General features: G+C 48.6%; 11 protein-coding genes. 5 read left to right on the plus strand and 6 right to left on the minus strand.

The window, feature by feature from the left end; all coding sequences use genetic code 11:
* The first annotated feature begins 264 nt into the window (after positions 1 to 264).
* The 3 genes from ACYVJQ_RS10170 (at position 265) to ACYVJQ_RS10180 (ending at position 6573) form a co-directional block, all read left to right on the plus strand.
* Positions 265 to 840 carry a hypothetical protein gene (locus ACYVJQ_RS10170; protein WP_460892964.1) on the plus strand — a complete coding sequence of 192 codons (576 nt, stop codon included), beginning with the start codon at positions 265 to 267 and terminating at the stop codon, positions 838 to 840.
* Between the two features lie 291 nt (positions 841 to 1131).
* Entirely contained in the window at positions 1132 to 4497 is a 3366-nt protein-coding gene (locus tag ACYVJQ_RS10175; protein WP_460892965.1) for a UvrD-helicase domain-containing protein, read from the plus strand.
* Between the two features lie 564 nt (positions 4498 to 5061).
* Positions 5062 to 6573, plus strand: coding sequence for a malate:quinone oxidoreductase (locus tag ACYVJQ_RS10180; protein ID WP_460892966.1), 1512 nt, complete (start codon positions 5062 to 5064; stop codon positions 6571 to 6573).
* Positions 6574 to 6652: 79 nt separating this feature from the next.
* Here ACYVJQ_RS10180 and ACYVJQ_RS10185 read toward each other — a convergent pair whose 3' ends face one another.
* Positions 6653 to 7318, minus strand: a complete 666-nt coding sequence (locus ACYVJQ_RS10185; RefSeq protein ID WP_460892967.1) for a metallophosphoesterase family protein — start codon at positions 7316 to 7318, stop codon at positions 6653 to 6655.
* 197 nt (positions 7319 to 7515) lie between these two features.
* On the opposite strand from ACYVJQ_RS10185, the gene ACYVJQ_RS10190 reads away from it, so the two are divergent.
* Positions 7516 to 10431, plus strand: coding sequence for a PD-(D/E)XK nuclease family protein (locus ACYVJQ_RS10190; RefSeq protein ID WP_460892968.1), 2916 nt, complete (start codon positions 7516 to 7518; stop codon positions 10429 to 10431).
* A 362-nt stretch (positions 10432 to 10793) separates the two neighbouring features.
* Here ACYVJQ_RS10190 and ACYVJQ_RS10195 read toward each other — a convergent pair whose 3' ends face one another.
* Together ACYVJQ_RS10195 and ACYVJQ_RS10200 are read right to left on the minus strand one after the other, a co-directional pair.
* Complete coding sequence (locus ACYVJQ_RS10195; RefSeq protein WP_460892969.1) at positions 10794 to 11267, minus strand: DUF4920 domain-containing protein; 474 nt, start codon at positions 11265 to 11267, stop codon at positions 10794 to 10796.
* Between the two features lie 187 nt (positions 11268 to 11454).
* Positions 11455 to 11886, minus strand: a complete 432-nt coding sequence (locus ACYVJQ_RS10200; RefSeq protein WP_460892970.1) for a DUF2062 domain-containing protein — start codon at positions 11884 to 11886, stop codon at positions 11455 to 11457.
* A 427-nt stretch (positions 11887 to 12313) separates the two neighbouring features.
* On the opposite strand from ACYVJQ_RS10200, the gene ACYVJQ_RS10205 reads away from it, so the two are divergent.
* Positions 12314 to 13681: a DNA recombination protein RmuC gene (locus ACYVJQ_RS10205; protein ID WP_460892971.1), complete on the plus strand. Its 1368-nt coding sequence runs from the start codon at positions 12314 to 12316 to the stop codon at positions 13679 to 13681.
* Between the two features lie 170 nt (positions 13682 to 13851).
* On the opposite strand, the gene ACYVJQ_RS10210 is transcribed toward ACYVJQ_RS10205, so the two are convergent.
* The 3 genes from ACYVJQ_RS10210 to ACYVJQ_RS10220 form a co-directional block, all read right to left on the minus strand.
* Entirely contained in the window at positions 13852 to 15117 is a 1266-nt protein-coding gene (locus ACYVJQ_RS10210; RefSeq protein WP_460892972.1) for a zinc dependent phospholipase C family protein, read from the minus strand.
* 91 nt (positions 15118 to 15208) lie between these two features.
* Complete coding sequence (locus ACYVJQ_RS10215) at positions 15209 to 15925, minus strand: pirin family protein (protein WP_460892973.1); 717 nt, start codon at positions 15923 to 15925, stop codon at positions 15209 to 15211.
* A 147-nt stretch (positions 15926 to 16072) separates the two neighbouring features.
* Positions 16073 to 16828 carry a helix-turn-helix domain-containing protein gene (locus ACYVJQ_RS10220; protein WP_460892974.1) on the minus strand — a complete coding sequence of 252 codons (756 nt, stop codon included), beginning with the start codon at positions 16826 to 16828 and terminating at the stop codon, positions 16073 to 16075.
* Positions 16829 to 16883: the final 55 nt, after the last annotated feature.

Genomic DNA, 16883 nt, shown 5'->3' on the forward strand with positions numbered 1-16883 from the left:
GGGCAAACGTTAATTAAATATTAAAACTGAGTCTAAGAACTGGGCTCCTCGTATAAACACGTATAGATAGAAGTAAACACGTATAAAACGATTGAATCAGACAGCAGAACAATCTCTTTCCCCTTCCCCCATGGGAATTTCCTTTTAGGGTCAGCCGGCTTTCCATTCCTGAGCGCTTAGTGCTGACAGGATCAAAGAATGGAAGGCATACGGGGAGACCCAGAGGCCTGATGCGGGTGTTGGCAGGATTTTTTTTTTGGTCTGATGATTCATTTTACCACCATTTCCAGAAACCAGCGTGATTTTAACCTTATTGCCATTGGATCGCTGGCCTTTAAAATGTATTCCCGGTTCTTATTGGATCGTTCGGTTCAAAATTGCACCCAGACAACGCTAAACGTGGTCTCCGTCTCTAAATTACCCGTGCAGGATCCGCATAAGAACAACTTTTACATCGCCTTGATTTCTGACCTGGATACTCCAGACCTGTACCCATTATGTGACTATTTAATGAAGGCCAGGATTAACTTCGGGTATACCGTGGGTGAGGTCATGGCCTTGAACGACTCCCCTACTTACCTTAAGCGAATTCATAAGCTCAGGAATTCCTTTGACGTACTTGTGGAACTGGAGAATTTTTTGGTAGTAGACGGCAAAGACTTAACCAACCAGGAAAAGCATGCCTTTTTAAGTACCAATTTCACCCTGCAATTGCTTTGCATGCTCAAGCAGGTTTGCCAAACTGAATTCTCCACCGGACCCAAAACCAGTACCATTGCCTCCCAGCCTTACCCCTTTGCACAAAGAACTTCCTATACCAGTAGATTGCCCTTTTTATAACCCGTACCAAATTACTGACTGCCCCTATTACTTAGGAAAACCTAAGGGCAAAGCGTTTTAAGCCTGTTTTGACAAAAACAGGCTTAAAACGCTTTATGGCTTCCTATGGCCTGCCAATGCAAAACATGTTCCTGCGGGAAATACCAATAGCCTAGGCTTTCTGTAGAGGAAGACGTAGTTTTTGCCTATTTTCGTAAAAACGCCTTTAAAAGAGCCTCCAAACAGAAGAAGCGTTTTAGTATTTCTTTGAACGGTTCCAGATTCCTAACTCCCAATTCTTAATTCTCCAAAGTGCCTGCGTCCTTTAAAATATACTCCTCCTCTGCCGGCTCCGGCAAAACTTACCAGCTCACCAAAGAATACCTGAAGCTGGCCCTGCAGACCGATGATGTTTCTTACTACAAGAACATTCTGGCCATCACCTTTACCAATGATGCCGCCCAGGAAATGAAAACCCGCATCTTGGGAGCCTTGCGTAGTTTCAATGACCCTAACCAGCCAGAGAAAGAGAAAGCCAAGAGTGACCAATTACTGCTTAACATATTAGAAGAGATTCAGGCAGAGTATGAACAACCCCATTTAACCGAGGCAACTCTACGCGGCCGGGCGGCGCGGGTGTTTGACCATCTGCTGTTCCATTACTCAGAGTTTGCCGTGAGCACCATTGACTCCTTCGTGAACAAGGTAGTGAGCGCCTTTACCACAGAGCTTAAACTGCCACATAACTTTGAGGTAGACATGGATGCCCAAACGCTGTTAAGTACGGCCGTGAGTTTGCTCCTGAATAAAGTAAACACCCAGGAAGACAACCGGCTGCTGGCCGAAACCCTACAGCAATACGCCCTGGAGAAAGCCGAAGAAGGCAAAAGCTGGAACAACCTACCCGAGGAGTTAGCCGAATTTGCCCGCCATCTGTTGAATGAGCAGACCTATGAACACCTGCTTGACATAGGCACCCTTACCCTCCAGGATTTCAAGAAGATACGGAGTGATTTATTTACCCAGAAACAGGGCATTGAAAAGCAGATTCAGGGGTTGGCCAAAGAGGCCTTTGACTTGATACAGACGCATAACATCCAGCCCGAGGAGATGTATTACGGAGACCGGGGCATCTATTCCTACTTTAGGAAATGGAACGCGGCTTTTGATATCACCACCTCAAATAGCAACGCCACCAAAACCGTAAACGAAGACAAATGGACCAGCGGCAAGGCCAGCACCGGCGCCAAAGTAAGCCTGGACCAGATCAAAGATAAACTGGCAGACCTCTACCGCGGGATTGAGGAACTGAAGGAGCGCGAGACCCAAAACCACATCCTTATCTCTTCCATGCTGCCCCACCTCTACAAGCTGAGCGTGCTGAGTGAGTTGGAGCGGTGCATTCAGGAAATAAAGCTGGACAAAAACCTGGTGCACATTTCTGAATTCAATAAGCGTATCACAGAGATTGTCTTGCAGGAGCCAATTCCCTTCATTTATGAGCGCCTGGGCGAACGCTACCAGCACATCTTGATAGACGAGTTCCAGGATACCTCGGTCCTGCAGTGGAACAATCTATTGCCCTTGGTGGAGAATGCTTTAAGTGGAGGGGGCTTTAACATGGTGGTAGGTGACGCCAAGCAAGCCATTTACGGCTGGCGCGGCGGCGAGATGGAGCAGATCCTGCACCTGCACCGCAGGCAGACGCACCATTTGTATGAAAACTCCCGCTTTGAGGAGAATGTAGCCCCGCGCTATGACACCCTTAAATGGACTATCTCCCCAGATAGGCTGGGCACCAACTACCGGAGTGCCCCCGAGATCATCACCTTTAACAATGAGCTGTTCTGGTTTGTAAGCCAGTCTAATCCGCAGTTTCCGCTTTTGCAAGCCATTTATGACGAAGGCTTTAAGCAGGAACTTCCCCCCGGTAAAAAGGCAGGGCAGGCGCATTTGCAGGTGCTCTTCACCAAAAATGAGGTACCGCCGGTGCAAATGGATTTAGAGGCCTGCCTACCCACCGAAGACATTTATGAAGGCTATTCCGCCGAGGACCTGCTCACCTACCAGGAGAGCACCCTGCAACTGGTTTTGCAGATGGTGAAACAGGCGGAAGCCGATGGCTACGCTCCCCGGGACATTGCCATCCTCAGCCGCACCAACCGCAACAGCAAGCTGGTCGCCAACTTCCTCAAGCAGAAGAAATATGACATCATCTCGCAGGACTCTTTGTCCCTGCAGTTTGCCGAGGTGATCAATTTAATTATCTCTTTCTTCCGGTTGCTAAACCAGCCCGGCAATGGGCTGGCCCGGTCGCAGGCGCTGTATCTGGTCTATAAGGTGGTGCACCAGGAATTGCCAGATAACATAACCACCAACAAAATTGCCTGGTTGGCCACCAACCCCAGCATTGACCCCTTCTTCCAGTTTCTGCAGGAACAGGGCTTTGACATTGCGTACCGCGATGCCGGTAACCTGTCTATTTATGAACTCACCGAGAAGCTGATCAGAGTTTTTGATTTGTTGGGCAAGAACAATGAGTGCGAGTACCTGTTCCGGTTTCTGGACCTGGTGCTGGAATACACGCTCAAGAACAGCAACAACCTCAACAACTTCCTGGAGTACTGGGACCTGCACAAAGAACACCTGAGCATAAACACGCCCAAAGACCGTAACGCCATTACCATAACCAGTATACATAAAGCCAAAGGCCTGGACTACCCCGTTGTGATTGTGCCCTTCTGTGACTGGAGCCTGGAACCGCAGACCTCTTCCCTCCTTTGGGGAACGCTCCCGGCTAGCGTGGCCGGCGACAGCAAACTGCGCACGGCCGTGGTCACACTCAATAAAAAGCTGGAACAGACTGCTTTACAAGATCAGTACGCCCAAAAGTTGGAAAAGACCTTCATAGAGAACCTGAACATGCTCTACGTGGCCCTCACACGGCCGGTAGACAGGCTTTACCTTATTGCCAAGGCCCAGGATTTTACTAAAGGCGGCAACCAGAAAAACGTAAGCTATTGGCTGCACAAATTCCTGCAAAGCAAAGACCTATGGCAAGACGGGCAGTCCTGCTACCAGCTTTCCAGGGGAGCCCAACAGGCAGTGCACCATGTTGCTATCTCAGAAGACGTGTATGTACTGGATAAATTCACCTCCGCTGACTGGGCCCAAAATCTGAAACTGAAACAGCACGCCAACAACGTCTTTGATTTTGAGACCCAGCAGGAACACCGCCGCTGGAACCGCAAATTGCATGTAGCGCTGGCTCTCATCACCTATGCAGACGAAGCCCCCAAAGCCCTTCGGCAACTAGTCCGCCAGGGCATTATCTCGCAGCGCGAGCTCCCTACCCTCACCCAAATGGTGGACCACGTGCTGCATCACCCCCAAATGCAACGCTACTTCAGCCGCACCATGACCGTGGAGAACGAGCGCGAAGTATTGGACGTACGCACCAACCGCTATAAACCAGACCGCATCGTGTTCGGAGAAACCGGCGACGTGACCTTGATTGACTATAAACTTCCCCCTTCCAAGCAGGAATACATAGACAACCTGAATTCTTATGCCGCCCTCTTCAGGGAATTGGTATTCAGTAAAATTACCTGCGTGGTCTATTATTTTGAAGAAGACCGCGTCGAGGAATGGGAGTATGTGGGGCAAGTGATAGAGTAAGATTGATTTAAATTAAATGGTTTTTTATTTAATAATGGATTTTAATAAAACTTAATTTTTAATGTATAAATACTTGTTTTTTAATTTTTACTTGTTCCATAAATTCCTAAATAAGTATATGGTTTTCAATAAAAGCCATCACGTCTTTACTGAAGTAATTTATTCTATAAGCTTTATAGAGTTAGTTAATATATGTGGAGTACTGCATACATTTAAAATATTTAGTTTAACAGGAAATAGTTACAGAGACTTTTTCCTCGGTTATATATTAATTCTTTTAGTAAATAATTTTTATTTTAAGTCAGGTAAAAGATTTGTAAGAATTATAAAAGATCTTGAGAATCAATCTCGAGGAGACCGTTATGAATTTATAGTCCTATTTGGTTCCTTTCTAACTTTAATATTTTGGACCATCTATTTCACACTTAACTAATAAGTTTTTATGATAATTTTTTTTGATGCAGAATTAAGCCTTTGATAAAACTGGCACATTCACCACTTTCACCCGCCCACAACACTTTCTTCCCCTTTCCTCGTACTCTATCTACCAACAAGAAAGAGACCATGGATAAAATAGTCACCAACCCCGATGTAGTGTTAATTGGGGCCGGCATCATGAGCGCCACCCTGGGCGTGATGCTGAAGCAGCTGCAACCAGACCTTACCATTGAAATATATGAACGCCTGGGCGAGGTAGCCTCAGAAAGCACCGATGCCTGGAACAATGCCGGTACGGGCCACTCGGCGTTCTGTGAACTCAACTACACCCCAGAGAAACCAGACGGTTCTATAGATATTTCCAAAGCCAACGTGATTGCCGAATGGTTTGAGCAGTCTCGTCAGTTCTGGTCCTTTCTGGTAGAACGCGGCATTATTGATGATCCAAGGGTCTTCATCAGAAGTGTGCCGCATATGAGTTTTGTCTGGGGCGAAAAAAACGTGGACTTCCTGCGCAAGCGATTCGAGGCCATGACCACTTCGCCCCTTTTCCAGGGTATGCAGTACTCAGAGGAAATAGCGCAGCTTACCCGCTGGATGCCCTTGATCATGCAAGGCCGTGATACCTCCCAGCCCATGGCGGCCACCCGCATGGAAGCCGGTACCGATGTCAATTTTGGCTGCCTGACCCGGCATATGTTCAAACACCTGAAGGAAATGGGGGGCGTTACCTTGTTTTTAAACCATGAGGTACGCTCCTTCCGGAGAAAAGAAGACGGCCTGTGGCGCGTACGCGTGAAAGACGTGAATACCAAGCAGAAACGCAGGGCCAGAACCAAGTTTGTGTTCATTGGCGCCGGCGGCGGCTCTTTGCCTCTACTTCTGGAATCTGGTATTCCGGAAGGCGAAGGCTTTGGGGGCTTCCCGGTGAGTGGGCAATGGCTGAAATGCACCAACCCAGACGTGATTGCCAAACACCAGGCCAAGGTGTACGGAAAGGCCGCAGTGGGCTCTCCACCCATGTCTGTGCCCCACTTAGATACCCGGGTGATCAACGGCAAAAGAGCCTTGCTTTTTGGCCCGTATGCCGGGTTTACCACCAAATTTCTAAAAAAAGGGTCCTTCTTTGATTTGCCCCTGTCTATAAAGGTCAATAACCTGAGGCCTATGTTGGCCGCGGGCTATACCAATATTCCTTTGACCAAGTATTTGATCAGTCAGGTGCTGCAGTCAGATGAAGACCGTATTGCGGCGCTCAGGGAATACGTGCCCACCGCGCGGCCCGAAGACTGGGAACTGGAGATTGCCGGCCAGCGCGTGCAGGTAATCAAGAAAGATGAAGAGAAAGGCGGGGTGCTGGAATTCGGGACGGAGGTGGTAAGCGCCTCTGACGGTTCCCTGGCTGCCCTTTTGGGAGCTTCGCCAGGGGCTTCCACGGCCGTATCCATTATGGTGGACCTTATTTTCAAATGCTTCCCGCAAAAGGCGAATTCCCCGGAATGGCAATCTAAAATCAAAGAAATGATTCCTACGTTTGGGCACTCCCTCAAAGACGAGCCCCAACTCACGGATGAAATGCGCACCTATACCAGCCGCGTATTACAGCTGGAGGAAGTTCATGCGCCGCAGGGCAAATAAACATTTCTAAAGCATAGGACCGCCCGCCGTTTTGGGCCTGTTTTCCAAAAAATAGGCCCAAAACGGCGGGCGGTCTTTTTTATTCTTTGTTAGGCACCACCACTAGTTCCAGAGAATCCAGGTCTAAAGCGGCCAAATGTCCAAACCTGCCCGTATACACGCAACCGGCATCAATAGAAAGAACTGTAAAGTCTGGGCTAGCCACTTTGGTCGCCATCTGGTCCAGGGAAACGGGGGTATGGCCGTGAATGATCTTGCGATTACCCAGCAGGGCTTTGTCTGGCTCAAAGGAACGGGTCCAGAGCATGGCCTCCGTATCTGCAAAGGGATCTGGCGCCTGGAAGTTGAACCCGGCATGCACCAGCAGGTAATCATCCAGGGCAATAAAGAACTTCAGGTCTTCCATCCAGGTAAAGTATTCTTCTGGCACCTGTTGGGGAGTTGTTACCTTAAAACTTTCCAGGGTTTCTTTGCCGCCATTAAAAAGCCAGGTAGAAAGGTAGGCCGGGTCTGTACGGGACTGCAACAGCATTTCCTCATGGTTACCCCGTAAGGCTTTTAAAGAAAAACCCTCTTTCTGAAGCTCCATAATGTAATCCAGCACGCCTTTTGAATCGGGCCCCCGGTCAATGTAGTCGCCTAGCAGGTACAGCGTGTCTGTAGGCTTTAGCTGAAGCTCTTTCTCCAATAGGTATTTAAAGGTCTTCAGGCACCCATGTATATCAGACACAGCGTAGCGGCTCATTTGGAAGGGTTAAAGTGGTAAGCTAAAATGTACGTACGGGATTGGCAGATTTGGGTCTTTCCAGCGCCGCCCTGTTTTGAGCCTCTTTTTGAAAAAACGGGCTTAAAACATATTTCACCAGCCAAGGGGTTAGGTTACGTGTTCCCGGCAGAATGCCGTAACTTGCTTCTTGATTCTTGTTCCCAGAAACGCTTCCCATGCAATCTTTCCTTCGGCAAGCCGCTGACCATATTTACCAAACCTACACAGACCAACTAAGCGAGTTGTGCATTGTGCTGCCTACCCGCCGGGCCACGCTCTATTTCAAGAACGCCTTGGCCGAGGCCGCGCCCACCGGTATCTGGTCGCCGCAGATTTACTCCATGGAGGAGTTTGTCTGCAACATGGCCAACGTGGAAGTATTGGAGCCTCTGCACCTGCAACTGGATTTGTATGACATCATGCTACAGTTTGACCCCAAGCTGGATTTTGATCAGTTTGTAGGCTGGAGCGCTACCCTGCTGGAAGATTTCTCGCGCATGGACATGGAGCTGGTAGACCCTTCCGCGGTGTTCGAGTACGTGAGTGAGGCCAAGGCTCTGGAGCGCTGGGACCCGGGCAAACCTGGCAGCAGCACCCCCACTGATAACGTCAAGCAATATTTCCAACTCTGGACCAATCTGGAGCGCACCTACCACGCCCTGCGCCAAAAACTGCAGAAAGACAAACAGGCTTACACGGGCATGGCCTTTAGAATGGTGTCTGAGCGCATTAAAGACATAGCCAAAAGTGAAAAAGGCTGTTTCCGGTACGTGTTCATTGGACTGAACGCCCTTTCCCGCGCCGAGCAGCACATTATCCAAACGTTATTATCAGCGGGCAAGGCCGAGGTCTTTTTTGATTCCGATGACTTCTATATGAGTCCCGATTCAGATAAACGGGCCGGCCACTTTCTTAAACGCTACAAAGCCAAATGGCCGCTTCCGGAGTGGAACTGGCAACAGAACCTGCTATTATCAGATACCAAAGAAATCAACGCCATTGGCGTGGCCAACGCCAGTATGCAAGGCAAGATAGCGGGCCAATTGCTGCGCGAGATCCGGGAGAAAGACCCCACGGCCGAGATTGCCATTGTGCTCCCGGACGAGACCCTGCTCCTGCCTGTTCTGCACTCCATCTCAGATGAGGTCTCTGATTATAACGTGACCATGGGGCTTTCCTTTAAAGGCACTCCCCTGTTCAACTTGATTGATTTACTTTTTGACGTGCACCTTACGGGCGTGGTTCAGCCCACCGATACTGGGTATCGCGTAAACCGCTACCATCACCTGGCCGTCACAAAATTGCTGCAGCATCCCTTCCTGCGGCGCTATGAGCAGTACCTGAACAGCCTGGCCGAGCGCGAGACTGACCTGGACCTTTTCCAGCACGTGTTGGACGAGATGGTGGCCCGTAACAGCGTGTTACTCACCGCCGAGGAAATCATACGGCTAGGCCGCGAGCACCCTATGTTCATTACCCTCTTCAGGACCTGGAATGACTGCACTGACCTTATTGACACCCTTTACCAACTGGTAGACGCCCTGGGCCGCATTTACCGGGTGGAAACCGAGAACCCCATTGAGACCGAGTACCTCTACATTCTCTACACCATTGTTAAGCGCCTGGACTCGCTCTTTGACTGCCGCGAACATAAAATCTCGGTGCGTAGTTTCAAGAAGTTCCTGTATGAACAAATAGGCAACACCAAGCTCCCCTTCAGCGGGGAACCTATCTCGCCTACCCAGGTCATGGGGATGCTGGAGACGCGCGCCCTGGACTTTGAGAATCTCATCATCCTGAGCGTAAATGAGAACGTTCTGCCTCAGCCCAAAAAGCAAAACTCGCTGTTTCCGTATGATGTATTGCGCACCTTCGGGCTGCCTACCTACGCTGAACAAGAAAGCATTACCTCTTATTACTTCTACCGTTTGTTGCAGCGCGCCAAGCGCGTAAACCTGCTCTACGTGCTTCCCTCAGACACCTACGGCTCGGGTGAGAAGTCAAGGTTTATTTTGCAGCTACAGCATGACCTGGCGCCCCGCAACCCCAACATCACCTTCAGGGAGCTGACGGCAGTAGTGGAGCAGTTGGACACCAAGGAATACGAACCAGACATCATTATCCAGAAGGACGAAGAGGTGCTGGGCAAGCTGAAAAATGAATTGCGGCGTGGCCTCTATCCCTCTCACTTGAACCAGTTTGTGAACTGCACCCTGCAGTATTATTTCAGTCGCATTGCCAAGCTGCAGGAGGTGGAAGAGATTGATGAACTGGTGGGCGCAGATACCTTCGGGACTATTGTGCACCAGGTGCTGGAAGACTATTTCAGGCCGTTTGCCGAAGAGGCGCGCCCCATTGAGAAAGCCGATGTAGACGTGATGCTAGCTGGCCTGGAAGAAAAGGTAAAGATGGAATTCAAGCGGGGCACCTTGGGTAATTTGCCCGAGCAAGGCATGAACCTGATTTTGTATAAAGTGGCTGTGCAACTGCTCACCCGCTACCTTGAAGGTCTCCAAAACTCAGAGGAGTTGCCCCTGTACATTCTCTCCCTGGAAGACACCTTGCAAACCGAACTGGAAGTAGTGCTCCCTTCCGGCGAAAAAGTACCCGTACAGATTTCCGGCAAAGCCGACCGCATTGACCTGAGTGGCCGTACCCTGCGGGTAATTGACTACAAAACCGGAAAAGTGGTAGCCGGCAACCTCAAAGTAAACCCCGAGGACCTGGAAACCACCCTCCTCCACGACCGGAACCTGGACAAGGTGCGCCAGCTCTGGTTGTACCGCTATATCCTAGCCAAGGAAATCCAGAAAGGCAGCCTACTGGAAAGCAAGGTCTTAAACCTGCCTAAGGCGCAGTATGAATATGAGGCAGGCATTATTTCCTTCCGGAACCTAAGCGCAGGCGTCCTTACCTCAGAACTGCCTTTTGTAGATGCCGCCGGTGAGCCCGCCGATTTCATGCAAACCACGGAAAAGTTGCTTAAGGAATTAGTCCTCCGCATGCTGGACCCCGCAGAACCCATCCGGAAAACCAATGACCTGGAAACCTGCCAATACTGCGCCTACAAAAGCATCTGCGCAAGAGGATAGGTTTTAGCTTCAGTGGGAAGTCACTAAAACATTAATACCATTGAATTAAAGGCATTGGAGATACAAGAATGAAACCAAGGTAAATTCTTTAGAGGACTGGTATCCCTGTTTTAAGCCTGTTTTTCGCAAAACAGCCTCAAAACACAACAGCGTGATTCCCTCTCCCTGGAGGGAGAGGGTTAGGGTGAGGGTGAGGGGGCTCCGTTTGCTATTCGCAAAGGCAAGCTGGTTTACTAAACCCTTCCCTCTAAGCCCACATACATAATAAACTTTGAATTTATCCCAACAAATAAGCACTTCCCTACCCATGTAGAAGAAGTGCTTATTTGTTTCTAAAACTGGAATCTCCAGCGGCTTGTTATCTATTTTACCACCAACACTCCATTAGCCACCAAGACAATGTCTTTTTTAGGTTGGGTAATGGCGGCTATTTCCTCTTTGCTTTTGTTTGCGTCTTGAGCCAGGTGCTTTAAATCTTCTACACTGGTCTCTTTCACTTTGGCGGTACCGTCAATTACCACCGTTTTTCCTACAATGTCTTGAGGCATAAAAAAGCCGTAATCTTTGAAGTTCACCATAATGGGCTCCCCGTTGGCGCGGGCCAATTTCATGAAACAACCTTTCTTTTTGCAGACCTCCACCACGGTTCCTTCCACTTTACCGGTAAAGACAGAATCGCTAGCCAACTTGGCGGTCATTTCAGTAAGCGGAATGGCTTTCTTGGCATTTACTTTTTTCCCGTAGGTAACTCCAGCCTTCGCCGCAGGAATATTGGTTTGCGCGTAGGAAAGGGAAATACAGAAAAAAGCTAGCAGAAGTAAAGAGAATCTTTTCATAAGGTTAATTCTTGTGGTACAGTTATTTCCAAGCCAGACATTAGTTCTAAAGGCTTAGGGAACGAAGATAGGTCGATTTTTTACGTAAAAGCAATTTTACTAAGGGTTTAACTTCCAGTTTATTGAAGCCAACCGATAAAACAGAAATCTCGTTTTCCTGTGTTTTTCAAAAAACAGGCTTAAAACGCTACACTGTTTGGTTGGAAGGCAAAACCCGGTGCAACACCTTTTTACTGGAGAAATAAAGCGCCAGCCCGAAGGGCACAAAACAGAGAAGCCAGGCCAGAATTCCCACTAAGTTAGCCACCCATACCTGTTGCAAAGCCAGAAGCCAATCTGCCTGAAACATTTGGGTGAGTTTGGTCAAGGAAAAGGGAATAGGCGTTACCGGGAAGATAAACTGCCCCAGGTCTACAAACGGCACGTAGAGCGCTAGTTGAAAAGGCTGCATCAGGTATCCCAATAAAATAGTGAAGGCCACATTCAGGCGTAATCTAAGCGCCCAGAAACTACACAAAATGGTGGTTAAGCCAATGAAAGGAATCAACCCGAAGCCAATGCCCAGGGATATAGTAAGGGCCAGTTGGTGTGGTGTAAAGCCTTGTTTGGCCATCGCCATGATGGGGTTCCATAGCTTTTGGCGTACAAATTTTCCTATCCTTCCATTTACTCGTAAAAAAACGTCCATTCCTATTCTAACTAATATTGGCACACTTTTGCCGTATGTTGGTAACGCAAAAAGCGGCCCATCTATCTCATTTGTGGCAAATAAATTCTGCTTTTCTTGCTGGCAGCCTCCTCCATTCTTAAAAGGCTGACTACCCTTAACATCTGGCTACTTAAGCGGCCAAATCTACTGGTTAATACCTGAATGGAGGGGAAGTAACCACCTGACTGGCTATTTAATTTCTTACCATCTACTCCCTATGCACTTACTAGACAGGCAACTCATTTGCTAACCCTATTACTAATGCGAATATTTTTAGACTTTAGGCACTTAATCCCTACCTTTAACTGTTGTCTGGGCTTAAACACCTCTTTGTCTTATGGAATTTACGCTTCCCCTCCTGTCCTTTTTAGTTGGTGCCATCCTGGTGTATTTCTTTCTGCTGGCAAAGGTGGCAGCCCTCAAGAATACCATGCAGCAGCAGGAAGTAGGAAAAGCCTTCGCTGAAAAACAGCAGGAAGCGGCCCAGGCCGAAGCGGCAAAACTACAAGAGCGCCTTCGGCAGGAAACGACCAAAGTAATGGAACTGCACGCAGAGGTGACCCGCGCCGAAAACGACATTTACCACTTAAAGCAAAAACTAACCGACGAGCGGGCCGAGCTTTCGCATCTGCGCGAAACCTTTATGCAGCAATTCACCCAGGTCTCCAATCAGGTACTTGTCAACAACGCCGAGCATTTCCGGAAAACCTCCGCTGAAAATCTGGAGCAGGTTCTTTCCCCCTTAAAGGAGCGCATTAAGGAGTTTGAGAACAAAGTGGAGCAGACCTATGAGAAAACCCTCAAAGATTCTACCTCTCTAAAAGAACAGATCACCTTCATGGCCGGCCTGAACCAGCAGATGAGCCAGGACGCGCTTAACCTTACCAAGGCCTTACGGGGCGAAAAGAAAGCCCAGGGCAATTGGGGCGAATATCTGTTGGAAAACCTGTTGGAAAAATCCGGTTTGGAAAAAGATGTGCATTACCGCCGCGAACAGGTCATGCAGCATGATGAGAATAAAATCTTTAGGCCAGACGTGATCATCGACCTCCCGGATAACAAACACCTCATCATTGACTCTAAGGTAAGTTTGGTGGCCTATGACGCCTACTGTAACTGCGAAGATGAAGCCCAGCAACTGTTGTACCTTAAAAGCCACGTGCAATCCCTCCGCACGCACTTTACAGATCTGGGCCGGAAAAATTACCAGCACCTACATGGGGTCAACTCCCCGGATTTCGTGCTCATGTACATTCCCATTGAACCGGCGTTTCACCTGGCCATTCAGGAGGACCGTGATTTGTTCTTAGAAGCCCTGGACCGCAACATTGTCTTTGTGACTACCTCTACCCTGCTGGCAACCCTGCGTACCGTGGCCAGCGTCTGGAAGCAGGAAAGCCAGAAACGCAACGTGCTGCGTATAGCCGAGGAAAGCGGGAAGCTCTATGACAAATTCGCCAATTTCCTGGAAGACCTGAAAGACATAGGCGTGAACCTGGACCGAAGCCAGCAGAAATACCGCGCCGCCATGAACAAACTCACTGAAGGCAACGGGAACCTGCTCAAAAGAGTGGAGTTACTTAAGAAGCTTGGGGCCCGCACCAGCAAAACCATGGAAACCCAGTGGCTTCACGTCACCCCCACTTTGCTTGAAGGCCAGGAAGAAAACCAGCCTCTCCCTCAAGAAACCTTGGAAGAAAAATAGCCCTTTTCTGTTTCGGGCCTGTTTTTCAGAAAACAGGCCCGAAACAGAAAAGGGCTCAGGGTATGCACTTTAATCTTTTTGGTTAGTCTACAGTATTTGCTCCTTTACATCTAACCTTTTAGGAAAAGCGAGTCTTTTTTTATTCTTCCTTACAGAAAGGAAACTCAATTTTACTGAAGGTCCTGGCTCTTCAGCTTTTCCAGGTTAGCCTGAATCATCTCCCATTCCTTCAGCTTTTCCTGGTCTGTGCTTTTGGGTGGCCGGGCCGTTTTATAGAAGCCCAGAATGTTCGCTTTAAGGGCCGGGCTTAGGGCTTCAAACTTTTTCTTTTCCAGCTTCTCCAGCAACTCTGCGTAGGTTTTGTCGGCTTTTTCGTAACTACCTTTCTCGGTGGGGTCGCCGGTGTCCAGGTCGGTATTTTTAAAGGGTTCAAGGTTGTTAGACAGGCTCCCTAATTGTTGGGAATATTTCTCAGAAGTAACGTTGAAACTCTCCATGAAAATCCTTTCGGCCTCTGGGGTGGGCGGCTTAAAGGCCAGGGCTTTGTTAGGTCCTATTTTGGGCAATACCCGTAAAAGCCAACTCAAAATCCGTTGGAAAAGATTGGGCTTATTATACTCCCGGCCCCACTTTTTATGGTATTCCGTATTGCTGATTTTGTATTGAAAGGCCCGCTTGGTGGCGCCCGGCTTGGCGGCTTTTATTTCTGAGGCCTTTAGGTTCCAGGCGGCTTTGGTCAGGCTGGGGATTAAATTGCTCACCGACCTTCTGAATGTGCCAATGGTCAACTCCAGGCTCACAAAGAGGCTCTTCAGTTCCAGGCCATAGGTTTTCTTAAAGGCCCGTTCCAACACCTCTTTGCTCACCTCAAACCCAATAAAATCATGGTAAGCCTCGGGGGCATAATTGCCGCGGGCCACTTGAAGCACGTCAAACCCGAACTCCATTTTCACGTGAGCGGCAGGGTTTTCCTCATAGGTCACTTCCGGCCCAAACTCAGCCTTAAGCTCTGGATATACCAAAGGAACCGCCCGGTTAGTACCAATGGGGTGCCCATAGTTATCGGCGTAGTAATGGGCCAGGGCTCCTAAGGCGAAGGCATATTCCTCTAATGTACCGGCTTCCTGCAGAAGTGAATTGATAAAGTCACCGCTCCGCACATAATGGGTAAGGTCAGTGAAAAAGGTATTCCCGAAAGGGTAATAGCCCATGTCCTGGATAATGGCGCCGCCATAGGCAAAGGCATGGGCTTTGGTGAGTTGCTCTTCCGTGGCTTGCGGAAATTTCCTTTTCAGGGCGGGCACCAAAGCCGGTTTCCAGCACACGTCTATAATAGCCTGGTGCGAAAGGACCCCATACCCTGTAACAGGACGAGAAAGTAACAAAAGAAAACCCAGTAATGGGGCCAGAAGAAAAACACGGGTTTTGTTCAACATAGAGTTTGGCAGCGGGTTGCTTGCAAATTGGGGGCTGGCATAATACCTAAAAAGAAGGGCGGACTACCTGGCCCGCCCTTCTTTTTAGGTATTAGTAATTGGCTTCTACGCCAGGTAAATCAATTAGAATAAAGGAACTGTCAGCTGAGGCTTTAATGCGCAGGGCATCTACATCCGCGGAGCGCACCTGGTCATTTTCCTGGACCTGAATTCCGTTAACAAACAGCTCCCCGGAGGTAAGGTAGATCAAGCCTTTTCTTATAGGAAACGTTTTGAAGTCAATTTCTTTTCCGTCTTTGAGGTTGCAGTAGTACACCGTGGAGTTAGAATTCATGTAGACCACGTCTTCCAGCACTTTCTGGCCGGTCACCAAAGGTATTAACTCATTTTTGCCGCCCAGGAAATCAACTGTTCTTTGCTCGTAACTTGGGGCCAGGCCTTTCTTATTAGGCAAGAACCAAAGCTGGTACAGATGAAGGTCTTTGTCTGAATTATTGCGTTCGGCATGCCGTACTCCGGTTCCCGTGGTCATGCGTTGCACCTCCCCGGCCTTGATCAAGGTATTATTACCCAGACTATCCGTATGCGTCACCTCTCCCTCCAGCACAATGGTGATGATTTCCATCTCATTGTGTGGATGCTCCGGAAAACCACTGTTCCCCTTGATATAGTCATCATTGAATACCCGCAGAGGGCCCCAATGTAGATTTTCCATATCATAATAATCGGCGAAGGAGAACAGAAAGTAAGAGTCTAACCAGCCATGGGAGGCCCGGTGTCTATCTGCGGCAGAAATAACTTTGATCATAGGAAAGGGATTGTTGTTCAAGGAATAGTACGTACTCCTGCCGCTGGGGTTTATACCGTCTTTCCTATATAGAAAGTCCGCCTGTTTTGGGCCTGTTTTTTAAAAAACAGGCCCAAAACAGGCGGACTGAAAAAGGGAATGGCTTCCTTAATTACTTTTCATCTTTTTCATTTCCTGCTGCAGGTCCAGCACCAGGGCCGTTAACTTGTCCAGGGAAATCTCAGCCATAGGAAACGTAGTACTGATATAGGCTTTCGCTTCCCACAGCTCCACAATGTCTTCAAAACCTACTTCATAGGGCTCATAACTTGGGTTATCTGAATGAAGGCGTAAAGACTCCTGTTTTTGCTGGTAAATGCGCTTGAACACAATCCCTTCCTGAAGGCTTACCACAATACATGGCGTCCCGTCTTTCACGTCTTGCCAGCGTTCTACGTACCGCCCCACAATCACAGTCCCGGAAGGAATAGGTAGCATGGAATCTCCCTTGATCTCAAAGGCCCGGTAGGTGCCTGGCGCCTGGATCATGGGTAGCCTGAACTTAGGCAACTCTTCCATAAATTCCGGATCGGCATACCCGTTAAGGTAACCCGCGCTGGCTTTATAAGGGACTAATTCAATATTTTCCCTGTCCTGGTTATCTACCGTAATAGACAACACTTTCACATTGGGCTGACGGTTTGCACCGCCGGCTTTCTGGGCATTGGGTAGGTTTGGGTTTATAAGCTCATCAACTGAAAGCCCGAAAACCTGGGCCATCTTCATAAGGGTAGCCAGTTTAGGCTCTGCTCTTCCCTCTTCATAGGCCCCAATGAGAGAGCGCTTTATCTCCAGCTTCTCCGCCAGCTGTACCTGGGTTAAATTCTGTTGTTTTCTTAAGTATTTAAGGTTAGTGCTAAGCATACTTGGGGTATTAGAAAATTCACTTAGTAAAAGTACTAATTATTTAGCAAATAAC

Source organism: Rufibacter soli (assembly GCF_054781795.1).

What these genes read in the sequence shown, in the direction of transcription:
- ACYVJQ_RS10170 (WP_460892964.1), top strand. Translation starts at nt 265, where the DNA reads ATGATTCATTTTACCACCATTTCCAGAAACCAGCGTGATTTTAACCTT.
- ACYVJQ_RS10180 (WP_460892966.1), top strand. Translation starts at nt 5,062, where the DNA reads ATGGATAAAATAGTCACCAACCCCGATGTAGTGTTAATTGGGGCCGGC.
- ACYVJQ_RS10185 (WP_460892967.1), bottom strand. Translation starts at nt 7,318, where the DNA reads ATGAGCCGCTACGCTGTGTCTGATATACATGGGTGCCTGAAGACCTTT.
- ACYVJQ_RS10190 (WP_460892968.1), top strand. Translation starts at nt 7,516, where the DNA reads ATGCAATCTTTCCTTCGGCAAGCCGCTGACCATATTTACCAAACCTAC.
- ACYVJQ_RS10195 (WP_460892969.1), bottom strand. Translation starts at nt 11,267, where the DNA reads ATGAAAAGATTCTCTTTACTTCTGCTAGCTTTTTTCTGTATTTCCCTT.
- ACYVJQ_RS10200 (WP_460892970.1), bottom strand. Translation starts at nt 11,886, where the DNA reads ATGGCGATGGCCAAACAAGGCTTTACACCACACCAACTGGCCCTTACT.
- ACYVJQ_RS10205 (WP_460892971.1), top strand. Translation starts at nt 12,314, where the DNA reads ATGGAATTTACGCTTCCCCTCCTGTCCTTTTTAGTTGGTGCCATCCTG.
- ACYVJQ_RS10210 (WP_460892972.1), bottom strand. Translation starts at nt 15,117, where the DNA reads ATGTTGAACAAAACCCGTGTTTTTCTTCTGGCCCCATTACTGGGTTTT.
- ACYVJQ_RS10215 (WP_460892973.1), bottom strand. Translation starts at nt 15,925, where the DNA reads ATGATCAAAGTTATTTCTGCCGCAGATAGACACCGGGCCTCCCATGGC.
- ACYVJQ_RS10220 (WP_460892974.1), bottom strand. Translation starts at nt 16,828, where the DNA reads ATGCTTAGCACTAACCTTAAATACTTAAGAAAACAACAGAATTTAACC.